Annotated in this window: 27 protein-coding genes and 1 pseudogene; 5 read left to right on the forward strand and 23 right to left on the reverse strand. The window is 31.9% G+C overall.

Translation table 11 applies throughout. The features are described 5' to 3' along the window. Window positions 1-461 precede the first annotated feature (461 nt). The gene (locus NSQ69_RS13010) at window positions 462-1,424 is read left to right on the forward strand and encodes an MBL fold metallo-hydrolase (RefSeq protein WP_002127606.1); all 963 of its coding nucleotides are present in this window, start codon (window positions 462-464) and stop codon (window positions 1,422-1,424) included. Between the two features lie 58 nt (window positions 1,425-1,482). On the opposite strand, the gene NSQ69_RS13015 is transcribed toward NSQ69_RS13010, so the two are convergent. The 14 genes from NSQ69_RS13015 to NSQ69_RS13080 form a co-directional block, all read right to left on the reverse strand. Continuing rightward, complete coding sequence (locus tag NSQ69_RS13015) at window positions 1,483-1,728, reverse strand: hypothetical protein (protein WP_002127608.1); 246 nt, start codon at window positions 1,726-1,728, stop codon at window positions 1,483-1,485. Between the two features lie 142 nt (window positions 1,729-1,870). Next, entirely contained in the window at window positions 1,871-2,386 is a 516-nt protein-coding gene (locus NSQ69_RS13020; protein ID WP_016127061.1) for an NUDIX hydrolase, read from the reverse strand. A gap of 22 nt (window positions 2,387-2,408) precedes the next feature. Then, window positions 2,409-3,539 carry a DNA polymerase III subunit beta gene (gene dnaN, locus NSQ69_RS13025; RefSeq protein WP_341099345.1) on the reverse strand — a complete coding sequence of 377 codons (1,131 nt, stop codon included), beginning with the start codon at window positions 3,537-3,539 and terminating at the stop codon, window positions 2,409-2,411. A 30-nt stretch (window positions 3,540-3,569) separates the two neighbouring features. Continuing rightward, a complete protein-coding gene (locus NSQ69_RS13030) occupies window positions 3,570-4,013 on the reverse strand; it encodes an NUDIX hydrolase (RefSeq protein WP_002085308.1) in 444 nt (147 codons plus the stop codon). A 184-nt stretch (window positions 4,014-4,197) separates the two neighbouring features. Beyond that, window positions 4,198-4,614 carry a GNAT family N-acetyltransferase gene (locus tag NSQ69_RS13035; protein WP_002085307.1) on the reverse strand — a complete coding sequence of 139 codons (417 nt, stop codon included), beginning with the start codon at window positions 4,612-4,614 and terminating at the stop codon, window positions 4,198-4,200. Window positions 4,615-4,794: 180 nt separating this feature from the next. Continuing rightward, window positions 4,795-6,003: an L-lactate MFS transporter gene (locus NSQ69_RS13040; protein ID WP_215561143.1), complete on the reverse strand. Its 1,209-nt coding sequence runs from the start codon at window positions 6,001-6,003 to the stop codon at window positions 4,795-4,797. A 278-nt stretch (window positions 6,004-6,281) separates the two neighbouring features. Then, on the reverse strand, window positions 6,282-6,425 hold the full coding sequence (locus NSQ69_RS13045; RefSeq protein ID WP_002013225.1) for a hypothetical protein: 144 nt from the start codon (window positions 6,423-6,425) through the stop codon (window positions 6,282-6,284). 31 nt (window positions 6,426-6,456) lie between these two features. After that, a complete protein-coding gene (locus NSQ69_RS13050; RefSeq protein WP_002127614.1) occupies window positions 6,457-7,485 on the reverse strand; it encodes a serine hydrolase domain-containing protein in 1,029 nt (342 codons plus the stop codon). A 113-nt stretch (window positions 7,486-7,598) separates the two neighbouring features. Next, window positions 7,599-7,874, reverse strand: coding sequence for a heterocycloanthracin/sonorensin family bacteriocin (locus NSQ69_RS13055; protein ID WP_001001869.1), 276 nt, complete (start codon window positions 7,872-7,874; stop codon window positions 7,599-7,601). Window positions 7,875-8,073: 199 nt separating this feature from the next. Continuing rightward, window positions 8,074-8,520, reverse strand: a complete 447-nt coding sequence (locus NSQ69_RS13060; RefSeq protein ID WP_000836819.1) for an NUDIX domain-containing protein — start codon at window positions 8,518-8,520, stop codon at window positions 8,074-8,076. A gap of 372 nt (window positions 8,521-8,892) precedes the next feature. Next, the gene (locus tag NSQ69_RS13065; protein WP_000665071.1) at window positions 8,893-9,462 is read right to left on the reverse strand and encodes a DUF4256 domain-containing protein; all 570 of its coding nucleotides are present in this window, start codon (window positions 9,460-9,462) and stop codon (window positions 8,893-8,895) included. Window positions 9,463-9,645: 183 nt separating this feature from the next. Then, window positions 9,646-10,110: a GNAT family N-acetyltransferase gene (locus tag NSQ69_RS13070; protein ID WP_002168287.1), complete on the reverse strand. Its 465-nt coding sequence runs from the start codon at window positions 10,108-10,110 to the stop codon at window positions 9,646-9,648. A gap of 77 nt (window positions 10,111-10,187) precedes the next feature. Further along, window positions 10,188-11,111: a nucleoside hydrolase gene (locus NSQ69_RS13075; RefSeq protein WP_002127616.1), complete on the reverse strand. Its 924-nt coding sequence runs from the start codon at window positions 11,109-11,111 to the stop codon at window positions 10,188-10,190. A 283-nt stretch (window positions 11,112-11,394) separates the two neighbouring features. After that, window positions 11,395-12,306: a DMT family transporter gene (locus tag NSQ69_RS13080; protein WP_078203292.1), complete on the reverse strand. Its 912-nt coding sequence runs from the start codon at window positions 12,304-12,306 to the stop codon at window positions 11,395-11,397. Between the two features lie 152 nt (window positions 12,307-12,458). Here NSQ69_RS13080 and pdxR point away from each other — a divergent pair, with 152 nt between their 5' ends. The 3 genes from pdxR to NSQ69_RS13095 all read left to right on the forward strand — a co-directional run bounded on the left by pdxR (window position 12,459) and on the right by NSQ69_RS13095 (window position 15,125). After that, window positions 12,459-13,892 carry a MocR-like pyridoxine biosynthesis transcription factor PdxR gene (gene pdxR, locus NSQ69_RS13085; protein ID WP_078203293.1) on the forward strand — a complete coding sequence of 478 codons (1,434 nt, stop codon included), beginning with the start codon at window positions 12,459-12,461 and terminating at the stop codon, window positions 13,890-13,892. 207 nt (window positions 13,893-14,099) lie between these two features. Further along, window positions 14,100-14,567: a hypothetical protein gene (locus tag NSQ69_RS13090; protein ID WP_016120287.1), complete on the forward strand. Its 468-nt coding sequence runs from the start codon at window positions 14,100-14,102 to the stop codon at window positions 14,565-14,567. A 144-nt stretch (window positions 14,568-14,711) separates the two neighbouring features. Continuing rightward, window positions 14,712-15,125, forward strand: coding sequence for a DUF4870 domain-containing protein (locus tag NSQ69_RS13095; protein ID WP_002141962.1), 414 nt, complete (start codon window positions 14,712-14,714; stop codon window positions 15,123-15,125). A gap of 133 nt (window positions 15,126-15,258) precedes the next feature. Here the strand turns inward: NSQ69_RS13095 and NSQ69_RS13100 are convergent, their stop codons facing one another. Both NSQ69_RS13100 and NSQ69_RS13105 read right to left on the reverse strand, forming a co-directional pair. Next, complete coding sequence (locus tag NSQ69_RS13100) at window positions 15,259-16,134, reverse strand: glycerophosphodiester phosphodiesterase (protein ID WP_341099348.1); 876 nt, start codon at window positions 16,132-16,134, stop codon at window positions 15,259-15,261. 46 nt (window positions 16,135-16,180) lie between these two features. Continuing rightward, window positions 16,181-16,981, reverse strand: coding sequence for a GNAT family N-acetyltransferase (locus NSQ69_RS13105; RefSeq protein ID WP_002127623.1), 801 nt, complete (start codon window positions 16,979-16,981; stop codon window positions 16,181-16,183). Between the two features lie 505 nt (window positions 16,982-17,486). Here NSQ69_RS13105 and NSQ69_RS13110 point away from each other — a divergent pair. After that, a complete protein-coding gene (locus NSQ69_RS13110; protein ID WP_002168283.1) occupies window positions 17,487-18,185 on the forward strand; it encodes a hypothetical protein in 699 nt (232 codons plus the stop codon). 50 nt (window positions 18,186-18,235) lie between these two features. Here the strand turns inward: NSQ69_RS13110 and NSQ69_RS13115 are convergent, their stop codons facing one another. The 7 genes and pseudogenes from NSQ69_RS13115 to NSQ69_RS13145 all read right to left on the reverse strand — a co-directional run bounded on the left by NSQ69_RS13115 (window position 18,236) and on the right by NSQ69_RS13145 (window position 24,458). Continuing rightward, window positions 18,236-19,540 carry an MFS transporter gene (locus NSQ69_RS13115; protein ID WP_078214393.1) on the reverse strand — a complete coding sequence of 435 codons (1,305 nt, stop codon included), beginning with the start codon at window positions 19,538-19,540 and terminating at the stop codon, window positions 18,236-18,238. 113 nt (window positions 19,541-19,653) lie between these two features. Beyond that, window positions 19,654-20,877: a methyltransferase domain-containing protein gene (locus tag NSQ69_RS13120; RefSeq protein WP_341099350.1), complete on the reverse strand. Its 1,224-nt coding sequence runs from the start codon at window positions 20,875-20,877 to the stop codon at window positions 19,654-19,656. Between the two features lie 164 nt (window positions 20,878-21,041). Further along, entirely contained in the window at window positions 21,042-21,848 is an 807-nt protein-coding gene (locus NSQ69_RS13125; protein WP_002127627.1) for a DegV family protein, read from the reverse strand. A 197-nt stretch (window positions 21,849-22,045) separates the two neighbouring features. Next, the gene (locus NSQ69_RS13130) at window positions 22,046-22,552 is read right to left on the reverse strand and encodes a DUF3189 family protein (protein WP_002110178.1); all 507 of its coding nucleotides are present in this window, start codon (window positions 22,550-22,552) and stop codon (window positions 22,046-22,048) included. Between the two features lie 79 nt (window positions 22,553-22,631). Next, the gene (locus NSQ69_RS13135) at window positions 22,632-23,099 is read right to left on the reverse strand and encodes a DUF1453 family protein (RefSeq protein WP_002168280.1); all 468 of its coding nucleotides are present in this window, start codon (window positions 23,097-23,099) and stop codon (window positions 22,632-22,634) included. Window positions 23,100-23,242: 143 nt separating this feature from the next. Beyond that, window positions 23,243-23,368: pseudogene (locus tag NSQ69_RS13140) on the reverse strand (GNAT family acetyltransferase); the annotation flags it as partial. A 64-nt stretch (window positions 23,369-23,432) separates the two neighbouring features. Next, window positions 23,433-24,458 (reverse strand): serine hydrolase domain-containing protein, encoded by a 1,026-nt coding sequence (locus NSQ69_RS13145; protein ID WP_016120294.1) that lies wholly within the window; start codon window positions 24,456-24,458, stop codon window positions 23,433-23,435. Between the last annotated feature and the right edge of the window lie 94 nt (window positions 24,459-24,552).

Consider the following 24,552-nt stretch of genomic DNA (forward strand, 5'->3'; position numbering starts at 1 on the left):
ATTTACTATGTTCTATAAATAAAAATTAGTATCCTTTAATGATTTCAAATAAAAAACCTTAGTATAGCTATGTTGATACCTATACTAAGGTTATCTAGAATTCTATATTTAGTTATTGCTATTTAATAGTTTGCATTTAGACTTCTTTTTTCTTTCTTCTAGCATTTATAGATTCTCCTTCCTGTGGATAATTAGTTACCTATCTGCTTCTATAACATATAAAGAAACATGCGGTCTTTGTTGTTTATAAGAAAGAATGTACTTAAACAAAACAATTCACAAATACATAATATTAGTTTTAGCTGCTGCTAAATGAATTCTATTTTTTATATATAAATAATAAATTTGAAGAATTTATGAAATGTACTGCATTTAAGCTGAAAGGTAAAATGATTTCGTTTAAACTACAATTAGCTACAATAACAACATACGTATATTGTTAAACGTAAAAAGGAGAACTAATGAAAAAGAAATATATGAATCAAATTCCGACTGATGTAAGTTTTAATCCGAAAGATATTATCGGTTTAATGACTGATTACTTTAAAATGAAAACAAAGCTACGTCCTGTAAAGAATTTACCTATTGTTTTATCGAATAAAAATAATGAATCTTTAGAGAGTGTGACATGGTTTGGGCACTCTGCTTCTCTTTTGAAAATAGAAGGTAAAAAATTGTTATTAGACCCTATGTTTGGAGATGCCTCTTCCCCATTTCCTGTGTTTAATAGTAAGCGGTATAGTGGTGCTTTTTCTTTAGAACATGATGAACTTCAAGAAATTGATGCGATTATCATTTCTCATAATCACTATGATCATTTAAATTACAAAAGTATTATGCGGTTAAAAGATTATGCGAAGCATTTTTATGTCCCGATTGGAGTTGCGCGTTATCTTATTAAATGGGGTGTTTCACCTAATAAAATTAGTGAACATAATTGGTGGGATGAAATTACGTTTGATAATATTAAGTTAGTTTGCGCTCCTGCAAGGCATTTCTCTGGACGAAGTATGACAGATAAAGATCGTTCTTTATGGTGTTCATGGCTTATTCTTGGTCAAGAAACTAAAGTCTTCTTTAGCGGTGATAGCGGTTATGCGCCTCACTTTAAGGAAATTGGTGAGAAATATGGTCCATTCGATCTTACTTTAATGGAATGCGGGCAGTACGATACGAGATGGTCTGCTATTCATATGTTGCCAGAAGAAACAGTACAAGCTCATATTGACGTTAAAGGAGAATTGCTTGTTCCTATTCATTGGGGTGCTTTTACGTTAGCATTACATGAATGGAGTGATCCAATTGAACGTGTTACGAAAGAAGCAAATCGTTTAGGGGTTAATATTGCAACGCCACAAATCGGTGAAGCTATTACGTTACAATCTAAAGATTATCCTACGGCTGCTTGGTGGCGAGAAGTGTAAGTATAATAAAAAGCGAACCAATTTAATATTGATGGTTCGCTTTTTATTCATTTATGACTCATCTATTAAAATTCTTTGTTTTATCTACTGGAATTGCATTTTTCATCTTTTCTGTTGTCCAATATCCTGTAGGGTCTTCCATATCGTTTGAATCTTGAATAGCCGATGGGATATTGGGAGCTTTTTTCACTTGAGTAAGAGTATCTTTTTCGCTAGAGGCTGCCAATGCTAAGTAAATAATTAAAGGTATTATAATAGTAATACTAGTTATATATATCCAAAATAATTGATTTCCTTTTTTCATGAGCTCCTCCTTCTATTACATACTAATCTCCCCTAATTACTACTTTACTATATTTGCTTTCCTGCTATTTAAAATACTCTCCCTCACGTTAAATTTTATCTTTAGTTTCACTTCGACTACATTAGCTATTTTCTGTTACTGCTTACACTAATTTATGTATTGAATCTAATGGGCTGGTCTGCTTAGCTAATTCTTTATTCTTATACTCTACTAATTTATGATTTGATAAAACGCAAGAGTGCTCTAATATTAATTCATTATAAAGTACTTCAGTTAAAAATTTAGGTATCATCTCTCCTACGCCGTAATTATAGTCACTTAGAATCCAAGATACCTCTTTCCAATCTAGAATTCCTTCTGAGACTTTTTTTGGAGTGTGATATGTAAATTCATTAAGTAGCTTTACTAAATAGACATACATGCCACCAGAATATGAGGGATCCTCCCATTTAATAATGCCTTTAAATTGAATTTGATTTTGTTCAACATCTATATTTGTTTCTTCTTTTATTTCACGAATTGCATTTTCTAACGGTGTTTCTCCTTTTTCTATCTTCCCTCCTACACCATTCCATAATCCTTTTACAGGATCATATTCTCTATTTAGCATAAGTATTTCTTCATTTCTTTTTATAAAACATAAAGTGTGCTTGTACATAATTTAATTCCTTCCTTTGTTCTCAATAAGTTCTAACAGGCGATATTAAATATACTGCTGCAGATTGTTCACCTGCTTCAATTAATATCGGTCTCATGGAACCGCCAAAACTTAAAGTAACTCTATCTTCTTTTATTGCTTTTAAAGTATCGACCATATATCGTCCGTCGAAAGATATATTTAATTGCTTTTCACCGTGAATCGCATCTATTTGTTGTGTCTCGGATATTTTACCAATTTGAGAAGCGTTGGAAGAAATTTGTATTGTGCATTCGTCGATGATTTCTAAGTTAACGTTGTTGTTTGCCCATTCACTAGCCAATAAACTTGACCGATCTACACCTTGTAAAATCTTTTTTCTATCTATATTAATAATCGTTTGGGATTCATTTGGAATTAGGCCGAATATATTAGGATATTTCCCTTCAATAAGCCTTGAATACAACGTAATTGTACCGAATTTAAAAATAATGTGACTCTCTGAAAGATATATGTATACTAAATTTGAATTACTGCTCATTAATTTTAGTAGTTCACTAATAGTGGAACTTGGTACAATGCAATTTAATTTCGCATGTGAAGAAATGGGTATTTCACGTAAAGCCAGTCTGTGCGAATCAGTAGCAGCACAAATTAATTTGTTATGATCAATAACGAAATGTACGCCAGTAAGAACTGGTCTAGATTCATTTTTAGCAGTTGCAAAGACAGTTTGTTTGAATACCTCAATCAGCTGTTCCGTTTCTACTTGTATTTCTGTATGTGAGTCTAAAAATGGTACATTAGGAAATTCATTTGCCGAGAGTCCATTTAAGTTTAAAGTAATTTCATCTGATTGAATTGTAATCAACTGCTCATTCATACTTTTTATTAAAATCTCACTTGGCATTTTCTTAATAATTTCAATGAAATACTTTGCTGGTACAACAATACTTCCTGCTTTTAAAATAGTTGTAATTTGTTCGTCTTCAATTGAAATAGGTATAAATTTTTCAATGAAAATATTCGAATTACTTGCGATTAAAGTAATTCCAGATTGATCTGCTGTTATCTTTATTCCGGATAATATAGGAATTAAAGTTTTTGTTGAGATAGCTTTACTTACTTCTGAAAGAGCTTGTGTAAATTGTTTGTGATTAACGATAAACTCCATTTTTCCCCCGCCTTAAATGAAATACTATCTTTATGAAGATTGATGAATAATAGTTCCATTAAAAATATAAGGAACTGTTTCTTTCTTTTGTAAAAGGCTTTTTAAGTGTTCTGGTATACGTAAATAAGGTTCTGCTGAATCTAATTCCATCCAGGTAATCTCCTCAATCTCTTTTGGCCGTGATATACAGATTTCCCCTCCGGTTATTTCTCCTAAAAAATTAAAGAAGATTGCATGATGTCCTCTCTCCTCAAAAAAGGCTTCACTAATGGAACAAACCCCTTTTACGGATATGTCTAGCCCTGTTTCTTCTTTCACTTCACGAATTGCTGCCTCTTCTAACGTTTCCCCGAATTTAACTGCTCCACCTGGTAAAGTGTAATAAGAACCATTTTCCCCTTTGTTTTTAACCATTAATAGCTTTTCATGAGTTTCATCATATAGAAGTGCGTATGTAACATTTACTTTTTTCATATGTAACCCCCTTGAATGGTGAAAATTTTCTGTCTTTATTTTATTCTATCATTAAATTGTTTTGATTCATAAAAAGTAATTTGAGTAAATAACTAATACGAAACGATATCGTGTTCATAGACACACAAAAGAAAAGAGCATATTTTGAAAAAGATTAATCATAATACACTCTTTAATGATTCATTTATAACCTTTTTTCTAAATAGTAATGATTATGCCCTTTAGGATAATCTTCACTTACCCCTATCACTTTATATCCATGCTTCTTATAAAAATTAGGGGCTTGGAAACTAAAAGTATCTAATTTGATTAGCCTACATTCTTTTTTTATTGCAAATTCTTCAATAAGATTCATTAAATTGCTTCCATAACCTTCATGCCTGTATTCTTCAGAAACCCATAGGAAGTCAACATATACATGGTGCCAAAATGTGATTGCCGTTATCCCTCCTACTATTTCTTCTTTTTCATTCTTCACTATAAAACTAATCTTTTCTGAAGGTGTTTTTTCTTCATTTGAAAGTTGTTTTTGGTTATATTCAATTACTTTTTCTCTTATGTAATCACTATCTTCTTGTACCCATTGCTTTACTATTTGCATTTTAACTATCACGCCCCTTTACATTATTTATTCAATTTAATAATCGGAATTTCCTATCTTCTTTAATGTTAGATTATGAAATAAGTACAGGGAAAAAATTAGATTTTTTGAATGTCATTCATTGTTTATACATTTTTTTGTAAAGCAAAAGAGCCCTAGTATAAGGACTCTTTCTTAGCATTAAGCTATTTTTCGATTTAACGATTTGATTTCCTTCTTCTTTTCTGCATTTGGAGGGCGGATTACTATAGAGATAACGAAAGATATAACACATAGAACACCGATTGTAATGAAGGTTGGCTGAAATCCGCCAAGTAGTGCTCCAATGAATGATCCTGCAAGTGCACCAAATCCGAAACCTTGGTAAACAATCCCGTAGTTTGTACTATGATTTTTTAATCCGAAGAAGTCTCCCACAATTGCTGGGAAGATAGTGATGTTACCACCAAAGCAAAAGGCAACACTTGCTACACAAGCAAAATAAATTCCGTAATTTAGTGGAATAAAACTTAAAGTGAAGACGGATAATCCAATAATAATAAATGTAGCCGAGACGATTTTTAATCGGCCTACTTTATCTGATAACGTTCCAAGAATAATTCTACCTATTGTATTAAAGATTGCAATCATTGCGACGGCATTAGCGGCCGTCGCTGCACTAAGACCAACGAGCTGCACCCCGATGTCTTTTACCATACCGATTAAATACAGTCCGCCCATACATGATGTGAATAACATGAAAAATAAGAGATATACTTGTTTCGTTTTCATCATTTCACGCGGCGTATAATCATTGTGTAATGTTTCAGTTGCAGTGTTACTTACAATTGCTTCACGTAAGAAGAATGATCCTATCAACACTAATAGTAAGACGATAATACCCCAATATAAAAATGCTTGTGATACTCCAAGACTGTTGATAAGATTTCCGTTTACATATCTAAAGATTAAGCTTCCCATTCCATATGCCGAAACAGATATACCAGAAATAAGTCCTTTACGGTTTGGAAACCATTTAATTAAATTAGATAGTGATGTAATATATGCTGTTCCATCAGCGTATCCAACGACAACACCGGCTAATAAATAAAGTAATGGTAATGAGGAAACTTGTGAACTAAGTATTAAACCGAGTCCTAAAACAATTCCTGCAGTAGCGATAAGTTTACGAAGTCCAAATTTTTGTTGTAGCTTTCCTGCAAATAGAGTTGAGAATGATAAAGAAAAACTCGTAATTGAGAACGTGATCGCGACTGAATTGAGGTTCCATCCAAACTTACTTACAAGGGGTTGATTAAATAAACTCCATGTGTAAATTGTTCCTAGGCCAATTTGAACAATGATTGTACCTAGAACAATTAGCAATGGATTTATAGATGTTTGTTTCATGCTAACTGTCCCCTTCTTTTATCATGACATGAATTTTCACAGTTAGTATATCCATGATAAATTGCAAGATACTGTACGGAAAATGGAAATTGAGTTAGCTTACACAAAAAGACACTTCATCAAGAAGTGCCTTTTTGTAGGTTATATACAGCATTTAAAGAAAGCTTTGTTAAGATAAGACATTTTCGAATGCTTATGTATATATGTTATCAAATAATTTGCTGAAAGTGATGAGACTTAAGACGTATTTTTCTTTCATAAATAAGTCGGAGAGAAAATTAATATTCAATTTCCTCAAAGTCTTTCGGCTGCGGTACAGTTTGCATATTAGCTGCATCTTTCGGATCGCTATAAATCGCGTTTTGTTCTGTGTTTACATCCTTTATATTTTGCTTTTTATTTTTATTCACTTCATTTTTCATTAAAGTTCACTCCTTTTTATTATAGGAGTAGTTATACCCTAACCATAGTATTTTTACTGCTACTAAATGTATCAGCGACTAAATTGCTAAATTCACGTAAATAATATAAATAATTATCCCCACCATAGTTGTATCTTTTATTGTACATTTTAGCAACGACGACATTATATTCTGGAATGACTAATATCGTTGGTCCTGTAATTCCTAATATTTGATAGGAACCTTTAGGAACTCGCTCACCAAGTTCGCTAAATAAAGCAGGTTCATTTTGAACGAACCAAAACAACCCGTTTTGAGGTAGTTCTTTATTTGTATACTCTGGACTTTGTAAGCTCGTAGCAAGTGCTATAACTTCTTTTGGCACAATTTGTTTACCATTTAAAAACCCTTTATTTAAATGAAGGTTACCCCAAAATGCAAATTCTCTCGCAGAGACAAAGAGATTTTTCTCGGAGCCGTCATCTACTGCACCAACACTACTTATTGCATCTTCATCTGGGTTTACAACAACCTTAACTAAATTATCATCTTGTTTTATTCTCCATCCAGTTTTTTTGAAATCAGCAGGTGTGAATACACGCTCCTTTAATAGTTCAGGAAAACTCTTATTATACAGTTGATAAATAAGCTGCGTCACCATTCTTACATTAATATCTCTGTACGCCCAAGCTTGTCCCGGCTCAAATTCACGAAAAGCTGTCCCATCATCGGTTTCATTTAAACCGTGTGAATGAGTTACTAAATGTCTTATCGTTGTCTTTCCAAGTAATGAAGGATCATATTCTTTAAAATAATTTACAGCCTCGTCATCAAGAGATTTTATTTTCCCCTCATAAACTGCATAAGCTACCATTAATCCTAAATAGCTTTTTCTTGCGGAAGCGACATTGAATTGTGAAGATATAGTTACTTTTTTACTAGTAGGAGTATTTGAATGCGTTCCACTATAATGCTCTAGTACAATCTTATTATCTTTAATAATACAAAGTGCTGCCGCAGAACTTTGATTGGTCTCTTTAATGCTTTCTACCCATGAAATTAATTTTTCATATTTGTACAAATAAATATCCCCCTAAAACATATAAAAATAACAGCATGAAAGAAAAGTTTCAATACATTATAACTTTGCATCTGCACTTTTCTTTCATGTGAAATATTATAGATCTATAATACTTAAATAAACCACCAGTTCCAGCAATTAGAACAGCTGAAACAACCAACACAGCCTACACAACCTACGCAACCGCCACAACGTCCGCCGCCACAACCACCACAGCGACCACCACAACCGCCACAACGTCCGCCGCCACCGCATCCGCCACAACGACGTGCGTCGTCTTGAATGTAGTAATATGGATATTGATTTTGTTGCTGATCCCAATACACAACATTACCAGGTTGATAAGCATTAAGGTTTAACGCTTGTAGTTCTTGTTGAAACTCATTCATTATGAAACCCTCCATTTACAAATGTAAATTCCGTCCAAATTTTCGAGTTTATTTACTTTTAAAAATAAAGTAGAAATAAGGCTATAGACTAAATGCGTACATCAACAAAATATGACTTTACACTAGGTGATGTACCTTGTTTATGAGCCTATTTTCTTTATATTCTTTTAGTGGACGGAATTAATATAAATAGAGACAATTAAAAATTACTAATCCAGCAAGTTAATAGTTCATCACTTAATTTTTTTTCTAGTAATTCTTTTACTGAAGGTGTCGGCATTATTGTATAGGAATTTATATTTTCTTTATTAAAATCAATCCAGTGAAATGCTAAATGGGACTCTTTAGATATTGGAGTGAAATCGGATTTTAACTCATTTGAATCTATTTCAAAAATGTGGTTAATTTCATGGTGGAGGGTTTCTTTGGCTTGCCATTGATTTTCTATGACGCCTAAAAATTGTTTTATACTGTAAGTTACTCCAAGTTCTTCTCGTAACTCTCTTATTAGTGCATTCTCTGCTGATTCCCCAATTTCAACATGACCACCGGGTAAAAAATAGTGATGGCCTATGTATTCAGCAACTAGTAATTTTTCATCTTTTATCATGATAGCTCGTACAATATGATGGAATTTACTTTTCATTTTGTATTCCTCCTACTCATTCACTTTATACTTGCTCGAAAATTTTCATTTAAAAGCGGGATAATATAAATCATAGGTGTTTCATATGGGTGAATTTCATTGATAATTGCAAGAGTACCTTTTACAAGTTCTCGTTTATACGTTAATTAAAACTAATAATTTTGATAAATGATTCTAAAAAAGAGTATGTTTATGAAGAAAATTATCAAAACATACTCTTAATATTTTTAGTTGATTCATTCTTTTACAATAAGGTTTGATTAGCCCTATTCTTTGCAGCCTCAAAATCGAAGCCGTAGCTAAAGTATGCAATCACTACTATTCCCTAAGCAAATCTATTCTCTACTTCAAATTTACCTGCCTGTACAAATTTTAGACTCTTAACGAACCACGAAAACCTCTTGCGGCATAGTAGGATTCTGCTCCATTGTGATACACAAAGACATGTCCAAAGCGATAATCGCAAAAAAGGGCACCGCCAAGTTCTCTAATATCAGAAGGTGTTTGCACCCAACTCGACGTCTTCATATCGAAATTTTCAAGATTATGTAATGTACGATATTCTTCTTCCGTTAATAGTTCAATACCCATGGCAGTTGCCATATCAATAGCGTTATTTTCTGGTTTATGTTTCTTTCTTGATTCTAGCGCTTCAAGATCGTAACAAACACTTCTACGACCTTTAGGACTTTCTGCTGAACAATCATAAAAAATATATTCGCCTTTTTCTTTACCAAAATCAACAACATCAGGTTCGCCACCAGTTCGTTCCATTTCGTTGAGCGACCACAACTTTTCAGTATTAGCATCCAGCCTTTCTTGAACATTAGCCCATTCTAAACCTTTATGACGGTTCATATTATTCTCAAAACGATCTTTCAATGTTTGTAGTAATTCTTCACGTTGCTCTAGTGACAACTCTTTTTTATTGCTTTCTTTCATATTAGTTCCTCCATTGATGTTTTTATTAATGATAGTTTAAGTATATATAAATACTGTTTTATAATAAAATGTTTAAATAATTGCGTGAATTGAGTTTGCGATAATTTATATGAATTAGTACAACCAATTCTCCGCAATATGACCCTTTAACGGAACAACTTATTGTTTCAAAACAGTACATCTTTATTTCAACAACAATAAGCGATATACTTCCTCACCGTCATATACATTTCCTAATGGTTTAAAATCATAACATTCATATAGTTTCTTTGCAGAAATATTATCTTTATGGACAGTTAATCTAATTTCCTCACACTCTTTAAAGTTATTTTTTATTAAGTTAATGATTTCCTGTAATGCTGCTTTTCCATATCCTTTTCCTTGCTCTTTTTCATCAATGATAAATCCGTTAATCCAATACATATCTGTTGACTCTCGTACAAAAGCATGCATAATAAAACCAACTATAAGGTCACCATCATATATAGCGAATGGAATATATTCGACATTTTCACCATCTGGTTTTATGTATACTTTAGCAAGTGATACTGCCACTGCGGGAACAAGATGGATTTGATTTTCTTTAACTCGTAACTTTAATGCGTCTTCCCAATTTTCTCTCGTAACAATTTTTAATTGAACGTTCACTATTTTAAGCTCCTTTAAAAAGAGAATTTATCTTTTATATTCAACGGAGTGAAATGATTCCCTTTTTCGACATCAACTTATAACATGATTTTCATAAAATCCTGAATAAATTTTTCCTCATCTAATTGTAACGCTATACGCGCCCCTTCAGATTTAGAGTGTGGGCGAAAATCAGCAAAAGTTTGTCCCTTCGTTTCGCCACATATATCCACAGTCACTTTTCGGGATGTATAATTTAAAAATGTAGGATTCACTAAACCGCTTATAGCAAGTACATCGTGTAATAATGGCCCTTCAATAGATGGATTGAGTTTTTGGTATGCTGATAAATAATAATCGTACATGGGTTTCATAATCGACTTAAATGGATTTTGTGTATTAACTAAAATGTAAGTAAATACACTTGGGGTTAAAACCGTTTTATTTGTTACATTTAAAGGGAATAACGTTATATTTTTCGCTTGCTGAAATACAATTTGACTTGCTATAGGATCTCCGTACACGTTTGCCTCTGCTAATGGAGTAACATTCCCTGCTTCTAAAAAGACACCACCCATAAAATAAATTCCTTTTATATTTAACATCAATTCGTTCCATAAATTAAAAGCAATCGCTAACGAGGTAGATCTTCCTACATCGACAATTGTTAAATCTTCTCCATACTTTACAAGAATCGCAGCAATACTACCAAAATTGTATATAGGAATAGATAACACACTTTCCGGTACATGGATGGGTCCTAATCCTTCTGGTCCATGGATTTCAGGGTAATACGTTGTAATTTCATTTGTAAGTGGGCCTGTTGCACCGCTAATTACAGGAATATCTTGTCTGTTTGCTAACTGTAAAATATATGCGGCATTATGAGCGGCATGTATATGTTCAACATTTCCATATCCAGTTACGATACCAACAATTTCAATTTCAGGATGCAGTAAGCCATACATAATTGCAAACGAATCATCAATACCTGGGTCTCCAAAAAATAAAACCTTCTCCAAGAAATGCACTCCTTTCATAGGTAAGATAATTATGTATATGTGGAAAAAAATTAAATCTATACAGTTCTAAGCAAATATTAATGGTGAGTAATGTATTGATAAAAAAGAACTAGCATTATGCTAGTTCTTTTGCAGATAAATAATCTACCAGTTTAATTAAATCTCGTACAAATATTGGACTAACTGATTTTAATATAGATTTTTTTCACTATATTTATAGAATTGAAAACCTGTTATTAATCCGAAATTTTGCATTCAAATTGCAAATACTCGTAGGGATGTCTTACCATACCTTTTCACTCTCAATTTGCTTATAATCATCTTTATTAAATGTTAAATGAGCAATCACAACTCCAAGTATAGTAATTCCCCCTCCAATTATCGAAACAAAGGTTGGCACCTCACCTAACCATATCCAAGCGATAATACATGCAGTTACTGGTGTTAAATATAGAGAACTTGTTGCCTCAGAAGCACTGGCATGGGATGTAATATATGCTAATGCAATATACGGCAGTACTGTCGGGAACACACCTAAATATATAACACTCAAAGTAATTTCTATAGGAGCTGTTACGATTTCTTGATAAATCCCTGGCAAAAAAATAAGCATAAATACAGTGCCAGACCAAATTGTATATATTGTAAATGGCAAGAAACCGTACTTTTTTAAGTATGGCCTTTGAAAAACGAAAAATAGACTTTCTGAAATTGCCGCCAATAATATTAGTAATCCCCCACTATTCAATTGAATGGAATCTCCTTGACTTAACGATAAAAAAGCAATTCCTACAAAACTAATTACACCACCGATCCAACCATTTAATTTCATTCTTTCATTCAAAAAAATAGAAGCAAGAATTGCCGTTAATATAGGTGTTACTGATACAATTAAACTAGCAGGTCCAGCATTCACACTCTTTTCACCGTAGTTCAGTGCAATATGATAAATTGTAAATCCAAGAGCACCAAATATAAAAATTACTGGAATATCTTTCAAATCAGGTAAACGTAACTTGTATATAAGTGAAAACAGAAAAAGAATCAAAGAAGCGATTAATAATCGTAGCAAAGTAAGGTGTTCAGGGGTGTAAGCTTCAAGCCCCATCCGAATTCCTGGAAAAGCTGTTCCCCATATAAGAATCGTAAAAGCGTGAGCACATACAATACGAAAATCCCATTTTTTATTATGCATATATTCTCTCCCTCTCCAATAAACCAGCCATTTTCTAATTACCAATTATTTCTTTTCATCATATTTAATAGTTGATACAATGTCTTCAACCAGTTAATCCTCGAAAAAACCAACCACTTTGCATTTTTAAAATGAATGAGGGAGTTTTTAATATGTCTACTGATAAAAAACTGCCTAAATATCGGCAGATAATAGACTATATGAAAGAAAAAATTGAATACGGAGAATGGCCAATTGGAAGTAAGGTTCCTAGCCAGCGGCAGTTAGCGAAATTATTTCATGTAAATCGTAGTACTGTAATAATTGCACTAGAAGAACTTATGGCAGATGGCTTAATTCAAGGGAAAATCGGGTCAGGAACAATTGTAACGAATAATACATGGTCATTATTAGCCACCAATCCCCCGCCCGATTGGAGTGAATATGTAAAGGCTGGTATTCATAAACCAAGCAAGTTAATGGTACGAGAAATAAATGAAGCAGAAGCAAATAAAAAATTGATTCATCTTAGTAAAGGAGAACTTGCACCTCATCTTTTCCCGTTAGAAACTATGCAATTCATTATGCGTAACGTATGTGAGGAACTAGATTATTTCGGATATGAAGAACAAAAAGGATATCTCCCTTTACGTGAAGCAATAAGTAATTATGTAAAATCATTTGGAATAAATACATCACCAAGCTCTATATTAATAGTCTCTGGTGCATTACAGGCATTACAATTAATATCAATCGGTCTTTTACATAGAGAGTCAACTGTTTTACTTGAACGACCTTCTTACTTATATTCTCTTCACGTATTTCAATCGGCTAATATTCACCTTTCTGGAATACAGATGGATCAACATGGAATTATCCCTAATGATTTGTTAAGAAGAATTAATTATAGTCAAAAGAAAAATATTTTATATTCGATTCCTTGTTTTCAAAATCCGACGGGTGTATTAATGTCCAAGAATCGACGAAAAGAAATACTAAGAATATGCGAAAAAGAACAATTGCCTATCATTGAAGATGATATTTACCGTGAGTTATGGATGGATGAACTACCGCCCCCTCCTTTAAAGTCGATGGATAAATATGGACATGTTTTATATATCGGTAGTCTATCTAAAACACTTAGCCCAGGACTTAGGATTGGTTGGATTATCGGACCAGAGCCTGTTATTGAGAGATTATCAGACATAAAAATGCAAACTGACTATGGGTCAAGTTCTTTATCTCAAAGAGTTGCTGCAGAATGGTTGAGTAGAGGTTTTTATGAGGAGCACGTAGCCAATGTAAGGATTCATCTAAAAGAACGAAGACAAATAATGATACAAGCATTAAATATGTACTGTGCTGACATTACTACATGGGATATTCCTAGAGGTGGATTTTTTATATGGCTAAGGGTAGTGCCTAACATTTCGATGAAAAAACTATTTTCAGAAGCATTATCGAAGGGCATTCTTTTAAATCCAGGACGTATTTATGAAGAAGAATCAGATCAATATATACGTTTATCGTATGGATATGCTTCCCCTGAAGAAATCAATCGAGGAATTTATATATTAAGTGAATTGATCCGTGGGTTGATGGAATAACAAAAATCCTCTTTAATGTAAAGAGGATTTTTGTTATATCTTATTTACCACAATCGCATTTCGTTTCCTAATAAAATGAGTTCTTCATAAGAATCACCGTCAATCTTTAGCGGATACCCTTATTTCAATATATTAAGTCGAACTAACAATATTATTCAACTTTTCTCCTATACTGCAATACTATAAGAATAAAAAGGAGAAATTAATATGAGCATTTTCAATATCCTTTTGACCATTCACATATTATTTGGAACCATATGTTTAATTACGGGAATTGTAGCGATGCTTGCTCAAAAAAAGAAAGGGAAACATACAGAATGGGGAGAAATATATCATGCATCTTACGTTGTAATAACTCTTACTGCAATTATATTGTCCATTATAAACTGGGATAAAATCGCATATTTATTTTATGTAGCAATTTTCTCTTATTCATTTGCGATTTATGGCTATCTTGCAGGAAAAAAGCGTTGGAAAAATTGGGTTCATCACCATATTAGAGGTATGTTAGGCTCCTATATCGGTGCCGTAACCGCACTTTTAGTAAACGTCGGAATTCATATTCCAATTATTAATTTACTGCCGCCTATATGGTTTTGGTTTTTACCTACCTTAATTGGCATTCCTCTCGTAGCCAGTGTATCAAAAAAATATAAAAAACAGAGGGAAAATTAGTTGCATTTTGATTACTTTCTGAGTAATCTTATGAAAAATTATGCTCAATACAGAGAATAGTGTGATTATTTAGATTTCATGTTTCCTATGATATAATGGGTTATATTGTTTTTTACCATCTAAATTAAATATAGGAGGATTTTAATGATACTATCACAAGATAAAAACATTAAACTAGTGATACATGCAATTACTTTATTATCTTTCTTGGCCTTTTTCCTCTTTGGTAATACACTTTTCTTTATACCGCTCATACTTTATTTCGTTTTCAAATCACAAAGTATAAAAGAGATGAATCTAGAATCAGCCCTTTTCCAATTTGGAGTATGGCTCGCTGTATTTCTTTGGAACTTCGTAGTAATCCGTACGATCATGCTTTCCTTATTACACATTGACTTGAGTACAAATTCCTTATTTGTTATTTTTGGAACAATTCCACTATATATAATACTTTTAGCCGCCGTAATTTTAGGACCACTTAAAGGGATTTTATATGAATTACAAAATAAAGAATTTCATTATCCTATTGTTTCACGATGGGTGCATAGAACTAAATAAAAAGAATCCAATATTTTTATTGGATTCTTTTTGTTTTCTCTTTTGCATAGTTATTTAAACTTCGGCTCAATGTATTCAATTATGTTGCCATCAGGAAAACAGCCGTACATCATTTCCTATCGGGTAATTCTATTTATTTATGATTTTTCAAATCCAATATTGAATGTAAACGATCCGGATAATTAGTAAACATGCCGTCTACACCCCATACTAGTAACTTTTTCATATCTTTTTCATTATCTACTGTAAATGGATGAACTTCTAATCCATAATTCTTTATTTTTTTTACGTAGGTTGCATCAATATATTTGTAATTCATACCAAGACCTATGCAGTATGTTTTATACTTTTCTATTTCTGATTCTGTTAATTGAACTGCTTTTTTATGTGATAATAATTGTACTAGCGGTATATTGGCATTTAAATTATGAATCTTTCGCAGACTTTCTTCAATAAATGATTGAATAATAACTTTATCATTTATTTGGTAATGATTAATAATTTCTAATAGTTTTTCTTCCATTCCAGGATATTTATCTGGCGATTTTGTTTCGATATAATAGTTAGCATTATGTCCAAACGTTTCAATAATTTCTTCTATTGTTGGAACTGTAGCATCTTCAAATTCTTTCTTTGCTAAATTAGAATGCTTTTTATTGAAAAAAGATCCTGCATTTAGTTTCTTTATTTCTTCTAATGTATGCTCTTTTACTAAGCCCGCACCGTTTGTTGTACGGTTTAATGTTTCATCATGCATAGCTATTAAATGTCCATCTTTTGTCATTTGGAGATCTATTTCTATATAGTCACCTTTTAATTGTTGTCCTAATGTATAAGCAACTATTGTATGTTCTGGTGCATATGCAGAAGCACCTCTATGCGCAATGTTTTTTATATGATTTGATTGATTAGTAGCTTTTATATAATTATGTTCATTTACTTGTTGAAAAACAAAGATGCTTATTACTATGAAGAAACAAATGATTGTAATTATAGTTGTTTTTTTCATAACGGTATGTTAACTCCTATATTTAAAACAATTTGACTTGGATGATTTACTCAAATAAATGCCGATTTTCAAAAACAGTCATTTGTCCTACAACTTGAAAGCCGGATTTTTTATAAATATTTATTCCATCAGGTGAAGCTTGTAATACGCAATACGTATTTTTTAGTTGTTCAGCTTCTTGCAGCAAGAAATTAAACATAGTAGAGCCGAATCCTTGTCCTCTCATTTCTTCTTTAGTCGCTATATCATAAATACCGACACTATCTTTCGTACATACTAAAGAGCCAACAGATACTACCTCACCTTTATAAAGACCTAAGTATAGTTTCATGTTATCGCTATTCCATAAACTTAAAGAAGAAATTTGATTATAGTATGCTTGTACATTTTTACCTTCCTCTGATGTACCAAATAGATTAGCTAACGTTTCTCCAAACTTTTTGATTTGTCCTGAAGAAGATGCTTTTTGTATCGTAAAACCTACTGGCATGTTTATTCTTGGATGAATTGTTTTTAATTCTGCTACCATCGCGATATTCTTTTCAGCTTCTTTTAAACCAAGTTTGATTAATTCGCTTTTTATAGTCTGTTCTTGCTTATCATCCCAAAACCAAACACTCATTGGAAATTTCTTTTGATTATAGTATTCTACCTCCTTATATAATTTCTCGATTCCTTCCGTTACATTACTATTTAGTAGTGTGATAATATTAAATGTATCTGCAGGTAATCCGCAGTCGACAGTAATGTAATCCTTCGTTTCTTTTACATCCATTCCATTTACCTGCCGCGCAATATATGAGGTTTTATATGTAAAATTGTCTATTAGTAACTGTTTATAATTCATTCATTTTGCTCCTTTCATAAAAATTCGTATTCGAATCCTTCAGTATTAAATATATCATATAAGAAATGTACCTATTTCTATAAAAATATCTCTATAAATCACTCTTTGCGCCCTAAAAGAATTAAAAATGATATAACGTTGTCGGAATGAAAAAAGTGGTATATAATAAATATTAACATTACTAGTAATTATTTTAGGTATTCCTAGAATAAAGGAGCGATACATATGAAAATTACTATTTATTTCGGAAGTCATGAAGATCAAGATGTTCGTACTATGGACTGTCATTTAGATGTAGAAGATACAGAAGAGATTGTATCTGTATCTTAATATAAATAATGGGATGAAACCTCTTCCCTGCAACGTTTAAGGCACCTTTTATAGGTGTCTTTTTTATTGTTTTTTCGTCAAAAACCCTTTACTTTAGTGCGTTTTAATAGTAAAATATAAATATACGAACAAACGTTCTTTTAATTTATTTGTACATGAAGGGATGATTTCAACAATGACTCAAGCAAAGCGCAGAGGAAGAAAAAAGCAAACACCTATTATTTCAAATACAGGCTTTATCGGCTCTGTCTTTATTGATACATTGGAGTTACAAAAGAAATCCTATTATTTCGCTCGTAAAAAACTTCAAATTGTTCATCACGTACTAGATGGTCTATCTGGGGCAACGAGTGCATTATTTAAAGAACATAATATATCCGCACACATGTCATGTGTGTATTTACATAAACAAAAGAAAATCGGCTTTGTTCTTTCAACAAAACCGTTTGAACAAAGTGATGGCGTTGCTTACTTTATAAATTATTTAATCGAAAAGAATTTTTACGGTAACGAAGAAGTAGAATATCAAGAAGTATTTAATACAGGTTTTATTGGTGTAGTATTCGCGGATTTATCTAGTATAGATCGCTTTAATTTTGAGTTTGAAATGGGTATGTTAACGAAGTTAATGAAAGATATGATCATTCCTGTTAAAGAGCTCTTTTTACGCCACAATGTACCGGCTTACATCTCCACTTCTCATTTAGAGGAGCAAAATAAATTAGGTTTCGTTCTATCTGTAAAGCCATATGATGAACGTGCAGAAGCAGATTTATACTTTGAAACATATTTAAAAGAGCGCGGGTTATTTATTGGTGAAGAAGAAGATGATATTGATAAGATTGTCATTAGAAAGACAGCTGAATTACGATAGAAAAGCACAGGATGATGTTCCTGTGCTTTTTAAACATTTAACAATATCACTTAGCTACGCAAAACACTATAATCTTTTGAATGAATTTCTAAATTCAACTTATTTGAGTAAGCTTTATTTAAAATAAGAAATACTATCCCTCCTGCAATTGGAAGCATGTAGGCTGGAATATAATTTAATAATAGACCCGATAATGCTAGTGCTATTGGCTGCATCATTTTACCTATACTTAATCCAATACTGAGCACTCTTCCCCTATATTCATCGGGAATCTCTTTTTGCATGAAATAAGTTAAAGGAATATCAATTAGTGCTATCATTAGCCCTAAAAAGAACATAATAATGCAATACGTAGTAACGTATACAAAATTATCTACTTCAATACTTTTGAATGAAATTGGAATCCCTGAAATTATCATAAAAATTGCCAACATAAAACTTGATTTTTTTAAAAGATAGGAATAAGAAAAACGATCAGTTATCTTTTTTACTAATATTGCACCAACTATCATTCCTACTGGAAAAGTCCCATGAATCATGCCAAATTGCTTCGAACTAAGATTGAGAACTGTGTTTATTATGTATGGTAATGGGACGATTACAGCAAAACCTAGGAAGAAATTAAGTACAGTTAAAATACGAAACGTATTTTTTAAGCTTTCCCTTTCAATTAAGTAAGAAAACGCCTCTTTTATATCTTTAATAAAATTAATTTCTCTTTTTGAACATCCATCTTTTATGTTGTACTCGAACAATTTAAAGTGAATAAACAATATGGATATGCCCGAAAGAATAAATGAAATACCATTTATAATTATAAAAGTTTTTATATCTAATACAGCAAAAATGATGCCACCTAACATAGGACCGAGAATCAAAGATACAGAATCGATAATTTTACTTATAGAGTTAATACTCATTAGCTTCTCTTTAGAGACGATATTTGGTTTTGCGGCTTCTAATCCTATTCCGAAGAATGTTGTAAATACCGACATAAGAAAGGTAGTAGCATAAATGATGAATAAGTTTAATCCATAATTGCTGCTTACTATATAAACAGCAATTAATAAGCATCCATTTAGTAGATCCATACAAATAACCAGCTTCTTTTTATCAACCTTATCTGCGATTACGCCGGCAAATGGATTCATAACAATCATTGGAATCGTTCCTAAAATGAGTGTTATTGCGAAATTTAATGCTGATCCGGTTATTTGTAAAACATATAATCCTAATGCAAAACTATAAATAGAGCTACCAAATATTGATACTGTTTTCCCAATTACATAGAGACAAATATTTCTTAGTTCTTGATTGCTTTTTTCATTTTGTAAATGTATTCGTAAACGCTCCATAACTTTTCCCTCCCACTTAACTTTGTATTACGTATAGTGTAAGTTCTCGGGTCAACCCAATATCAATATGCTAGTATTAAAAACTTTTAAAAGAAAAATTAAAAAAGATGGGGTTAACCCCATCTTTTTCCGAAAAATGAATATGTATAAATTTCTTCTCCTTGAACAAAGAAATCCTCGTATTTTCCTCCTCGTTCTATATATTCTGAAGTTCTTTCATCTATGGAATTAAACTGTAGCTTTTGGATTTCTCTCTTCACTTTTGAAGACGTAAAATTATCTCGAAATCTAGTTGTAATTTGGCTATTTATGCTGAAATTTTTAAATAAAATAAATGAACTTAATAAATAACAATCAGGTTTTAAAAGGGAATTTAATTCATGTAATAAAAAATTTTCATGCTCAAAACTGTAATTACTTGTACCAGACTGATCAATTACAATATCAACAGAATGATTCTGAATAGGTATACTTAAAAAATCAGCGCAAATAAAAAGAATGTTTCTTTTGGAATTTCTTCTTTCAATTACATCTTTTAAAAATAGAAGTTTATTCAAATCTCGATCAACAGCAATATATAAGCAATCCTCTGGCAGCTCTTCATAAATATTTCGTAAAAAGAATCCAAGACCTGATCCTATATCAAGTATTACCTTGTCATTTAAATCTAGTTGTTTTAGTTTCTTTTTCGCCCATTCTCCTACTCTATGTATATTCTCCAAATAAGAAGAATCAGTTTCATGGATATAATTTGAAATAGGATCTTCAAAAGAAGCCCTGTCAGACGTTTCAAACGATTTACCTGCTGTTAAAATCCCTGAATTAATAACATACTCTTCGCCGCAATTACAAGTTAATTTCCCCTCCGTAATTTGATTGCTATTAATAATTCCATCTTGAAGAATTAAATTCCCGCTACACTTAAAACATGTAAGAAAATTAAGTACCCTTAAATCTATCCCTAAAATTGAATTAGAAATCTGAGTTGTTATAGATAAATCAATTAACGCTGCCTTTAATTTATCTCTTCTTTCCTTTAAATTTTTTATTTCATGTTCCACCTTTTCATATTTCAATTTAAATAAAGATTGGTAAAAAGTATCTTTTTCATAATTTATAGATTTTGCTAAACTTTTATAAAGAAAAAATTCTTTAATTTCATTCAAACTAAATCCTAGCCATTTGTACTCTAATATAAGCTCTACATCTTTTTGACAATACTCATCAAAAAAATAATGGCCACCCTTCTTTTCGGGGATAATTAGCCCGAGATCCATATAATGTCTAATCGCATCTATACTTAAATTATTTTTTTCTCCAAATTTACCGATTTTCATAATATCACTACCATTTTAGTATTTGTTTATAAATACTTCTTTTCTAATAGTAGGAAATCCTTTTATCTATACATAATTATCTAGTATGGGGTAGATTCAATGGATACTTCATATTTGTTGTAGAAAAAAATAAAAAACCCGCGAATTATTCACGGGTTTTCCTCTTAATAACTAATTGCTATTGTACCTTCACCTGCATGTACAGCAAATGAAATTGGCAATGGATAAAGCTTGAAATCCATTTCAGGGAATGCTTGTTTAATATCTGAAATCCATTCTTCAGCTCCATCTTTATCGTTAGCATAGAACATATGAAGTACTTTTGGTAATTCTTTTTCAAGCTCATTTTTAATGTATTCTCTACATTTTTGGATTTTACGCACTTTCTTTTCAAGTAAAAGTTCTCCGCCTTTTACTTCTAAGATTAAGTTGACACTTAATAAACTTCCAAGTAAAAATTGAACTCCCTTTACTCGACCACTTGCATATAAACCTTTTAAGCTTTTTGGAAATACATAAAAAGGCCTTCTTTTTTCATCTACTAATGTTTTATGTATATCTTGTAAAGTCATACCATCATTGTATAACGTTTTAGCTTTTCTCAGAAGTTCATCCATTGGATAACTTGTCGTTTCACTATCTAATACAGTTAAAGGGAAACCTGCCATATCAGCAGCTAACTTCATATTTTGATAGGTCCCACTTACTTTTCCGCTAATAGCAACTGCAAAGCCTTCTTCATATTCTTCTTTGCATTTAGTAAATAATTCTACCATTTCCCCTATGTTAGGTTGCGAAGTAGTAACGGTTCTTCCATCATTTAACGCTTCATAAAGACGTTTATGAACTCCTTCTTCACAATCCTTATAAGACACTCCATCAATAATAACTTCAATTGGGATAACAAAGTTATCACCATCTGTTGTAAAACTCGCAGTTGTACTATCAGTAAACCAAGCAACACGCTTCATGTTGTTCCTCCCTTATTCTGTTCCTCTTTTCTGACTTTTCTATATATTTATCTTACGAAAAGAGAATATCCCCTGTAATAGTAACAGGACTTTATTATTTTGGCTATAGTAGATGTATAATAAATGTGAATGTTTTTTGTCTATTTATCAAAAAAAAAGAAAACCACAAAATTTTCCGGCCTTCTTTTAACATTACATTACTTAAATGTTTCGTTATCTAAAATAACAACATAATCATTCGTCATTCGCCCCGCTTCTTTCGTATAACTGACAAGCCGCTGGATGTTATCACAGCAAATTTTTGCTCCCCATACGAGTAACGGTACACCAATAAAATCAATATGAAATCTTCTAGAAAACAAACCGCCTAAAGTCATTGGCAATGGAACTGTTGGTGATGTATTAGAAAAAATAATCTTATCATTGTTTTGATAATGTTTTTGCAGAATCTCTCCTAAATGCTTCATGGCAGGTACAACGACCTTTGATGCCCCGCATCCAATTGTATATACTGGATTCCCATATTCATCTTGTCCATGAAAAATAATTTTCCCCATATCTTCTGTTTTCAGTTTATTAAAGTACTCTACATTTAAAATTTCTTCTTTCGTTAACTTCCGATCCGTTGGTAATTTATTCAAATGATAAGCTGCAGCTAGCGAGGTTGTATGCGTTCCACCGAAATCTGTGTAAATGAATATCATATTATCATCCCTTGTTGTAAAAGTTCAATATTATTTAGTATTACCGTTCACAACGTTGTTAAACAAGGGACGAATGTATTTACGCTTTTTGTGTTAATTCATTATATTTTTTCCAAATATAATAGCGTCTACTAATTACGGTACCTAATGTGATACATAAAAAGGCATTTGTTACAACCATTAATGTGTGGTGAGTACTGCCAGGAAACATACTTTGCTTAATCAAAACCTTTGCACCTAAAATAACAAGGAGAATAATTGTACTTAACCAATTTCCTTTTCGTAATACATGACCTGTTTCACTATCTAATCGAAATGTTAAAGCTTTTCCCCTAATAACTCCTAGACCCAATCCCATTCCGAGCATTGCAACGAATAGTAGTACGTGCAATATATTTAATTGTCCCATATGAATAATGGACTGGATTGTTACAAAGCACAGCAAAGCCGGAATGAGCCAAATACGATTAATATTCACTTTGTATTCCTTACCTTGAATTAATACAATTATAAGAATAACAAGTAGAATAACAAATAGAATATCCATTTAGAGTCCTCCTATATACTTGTTTACCTTTGAAAATTATATTCGTCTCTGTTTGAAATACGATAGCTACTTTAATTTGTATAATATGGAATGTGATTTCCCATCAGCCTTAAGCATTATTTATAAAAGTAAAAAGACGTACTTTTTACTCGTACGTCTCCTACTACTTGTTCTTCATGTATAGCAACTAGTTCAATTGCGGGATTTTCATATTTTTCTTTCCCCCTAAGTACATTGTCATAATAAGCTGTATCTAAAAAAGATAACACACGGCAACGTACCTAGCCTATTTCGTCTTCTTTTTTATATGCTCTAATTTTTATATCCATGTAATTAAAAAGCTCCTTCTATTTCCACCATTAGTTTTTCAGGTCCTGCCCCTTTATTTGATGGAATAACTAATGTAATTCCTAATTCCGGGTATACGGCCGAGCGAAAACTCACGCCTGGATCATATCCCATTACATGATATTTAAAAATATTTTCTTGTCTTTTCTCAATCCATATTCCATAGCCGTAAGACTGGCTATTATTCACCAAAATATGAGGAGTTAAAAGTAACTTCGTATATTCGCGGCTTAATATTTCGTTGTTAAATAGAGCTTCCCAAAATTTCACCATATCTGGTGCAGTAATGTAAGCACCGCCATCAGAACCTCCTTTTATGGGTATAGAGTATGCATTTGTTCTCCATTTTTGACTATTTACATCCTTAATATATCCGAGAGCAGTATGTTTTGGTAAATTATCTAAAGAGAAATAGCCTGAATCATTCATACCAACTGGAACAAATATGTTTCTTTCTATATATTCCGTAAATTCAAGTCCTGTCTGCTGTTCTATAATTAATCCAAGTATAATAAAACCTGCATTATTATAGTAAAACTTACTTCCTGGTGTAAACATCATATTACTGTTTTGGAATAATGGTAAAAAGTCTTTTAAACTTTTTAATAGATACATAGGAGTTTGTTTCCAAAGGTCTTCAAAGTTATCCATGATACTTTCATCAAAATAATCTGGAATACCCGAACTATGCGTTAAAAGTTGATGTACTGTAATATCTTCATTAAAGTTTGGGAATTTAATATGTAGACAATCTTTTAACTTTGTATGAAAAGTAATTACACCTCTTTCAACAAGTTGACAGATACTGATAGCAGTAAATAATTTGCATCCTGAGGCAATTCCAAATCTTGTTTGTAGTGTATTGTTTATACATTCACTTCGGTTAGCATATCCAAATGAATTTTCATAAATAATATCATCATCTTTTTTTATTAAGACTACCCCAGAAAAATCTATATTCCGATGTATTTCTTTTACAATTTTCTCTATTTGATCTTTTGTTTTTATCATAATAACCACCCTTATTTATTGGTATTGTTCTTTCCTCTTATTATTTTTCCATATATAGGGGAAAGAAACCTCCTATTCAACCCCCTAATTTTCA

This window comes from Bacillus sp. FSL R10-2201 (genome assembly GCF_038008665.1).
GTDB lineage: Bacteria > Bacillota > Bacilli > Bacillales > Bacillaceae_G > Bacillus_A > Bacillus_A mycoides.

What these genes read in the sequence shown, in the direction of transcription:
- NSQ69_RS13055 (WP_001001869.1), bottom strand. Translation starts at nt 7,874, where the DNA reads ATGAATGAGTTTCAACAAGAACTACAAGCGTTAAACCTTAATGCTTAT.
- NSQ69_RS13135 (WP_002168280.1), bottom strand. Translation starts at nt 23,099, where the DNA reads ATGGATATTCTATTTGTTATTCTACTTGTTATTCTTATAATTGTATTA.
- NSQ69_RS13125 (WP_002127627.1), bottom strand. Translation starts at nt 21,848, where the DNA reads ATGAAGCGTGTTGCTTGGTTTACTGATAGTACAACTGCGAGTTTTACA.
- NSQ69_RS13120 (WP_341099350.1), bottom strand. Translation starts at nt 20,877, where the DNA reads ATGAAAATCGGTAAATTTGGAGAAAAAAATAATTTAAGTATAGATGCG.
- NSQ69_RS13040 (WP_215561143.1), bottom strand. Translation starts at nt 6,003, where the DNA reads ATGAAACAAACATCTATAAATCCATTGCTAATTGTTCTAGGTACAATC.
- NSQ69_RS13030 (WP_002085308.1), bottom strand. Translation starts at nt 4,013, where the DNA reads ATGAAAAAAGTAAATGTTACATACGCACTTCTATATGATGAAACTCAT.
- NSQ69_RS13090 (WP_016120287.1), top strand. Translation starts at nt 14,100, where the DNA reads ATGAGCATTTTCAATATCCTTTTGACCATTCACATATTATTTGGAACC.
- NSQ69_RS13010 (WP_002127606.1), top strand. Translation starts at nt 462, where the DNA reads ATGAAAAAGAAATATATGAATCAAATTCCGACTGATGTAAGTTTTAAT.
- NSQ69_RS13045 (WP_002013225.1), bottom strand. Translation starts at nt 6,425, where the DNA reads ATGAAAAATGAAGTGAATAAAAATAAAAAGCAAAATATAAAGGATGTA.
- NSQ69_RS13110 (WP_002168283.1), top strand. Translation starts at nt 17,487, where the DNA reads ATGACTCAAGCAAAGCGCAGAGGAAGAAAAAAGCAAACACCTATTATT.
- NSQ69_RS13130 (WP_002110178.1), bottom strand. Translation starts at nt 22,552, where the DNA reads ATGATATTCATTTACACAGATTTCGGTGGAACGCATACAACCTCGCTA.
- NSQ69_RS13015 (WP_002127608.1), bottom strand. Translation starts at nt 1,728, where the DNA reads ATGAAAAAAGGAAATCAATTATTTTGGATATATATAACTAGTATTACT.
- NSQ69_RS13060 (WP_000836819.1), bottom strand. Translation starts at nt 8,520, where the DNA reads ATGAAAAGTAAATTCCATCATATTGTACGAGCTATCATGATAAAAGAT.
- pdxR (WP_078203293.1), top strand. Translation starts at nt 12,459, where the DNA reads ATGTCTACTGATAAAAAACTGCCTAAATATCGGCAGATAATAGACTAT.
- NSQ69_RS13105 (WP_002127623.1), bottom strand. Translation starts at nt 16,981, where the DNA reads ATGAATTATAAACAGTTACTAATAGACAATTTTACATATAAAACCTCA.
- NSQ69_RS13100 (WP_341099348.1), bottom strand. Translation starts at nt 16,134, where the DNA reads ATGAAAAAAACAACTATAATTACAATCATTTGTTTCTTCATAGTAATA.
- NSQ69_RS13035 (WP_002085307.1), bottom strand. Translation starts at nt 4,614, where the DNA reads ATGCAAATAGTAAAGCAATGGGTACAAGAAGATAGTGATTACATAAGA.
- NSQ69_RS13065 (WP_000665071.1), bottom strand. Translation starts at nt 9,462, where the DNA reads ATGAAAGAAAGCAATAAAAAAGAGTTGTCACTAGAGCAACGTGAAGAA.
- NSQ69_RS13115 (WP_078214393.1), bottom strand. Translation starts at nt 19,540, where the DNA reads ATGGAGCGTTTACGAATACATTTACAAAATGAAAAAAGCAATCAAGAA.
- NSQ69_RS13095 (WP_002141962.1), top strand. Translation starts at nt 14,712, where the DNA reads ATGATACTATCACAAGATAAAAACATTAAACTAGTGATACATGCAATT.
- NSQ69_RS13145 (WP_016120294.1), bottom strand. Translation starts at nt 24,458, where the DNA reads ATGATAAAAACAAAAGATCAAATAGAGAAAATTGTAAAAGAAATACAT.
- NSQ69_RS13080 (WP_078203292.1), bottom strand. Translation starts at nt 12,306, where the DNA reads ATGCATAATAAAAAATGGGATTTTCGTATTGTATGTGCTCACGCTTTT.
- dnaN (WP_341099345.1), bottom strand. Translation starts at nt 3,539, where the DNA reads ATGGAGTTTATCGTTAATCACAAACAATTTACACAAGCTCTTTCAGAA.
- NSQ69_RS13020 (WP_016127061.1), bottom strand. Translation starts at nt 2,386, where the DNA reads ATGTACAAGCACACTTTATGTTTTATAAAAAGAAATGAAGAAATACTT.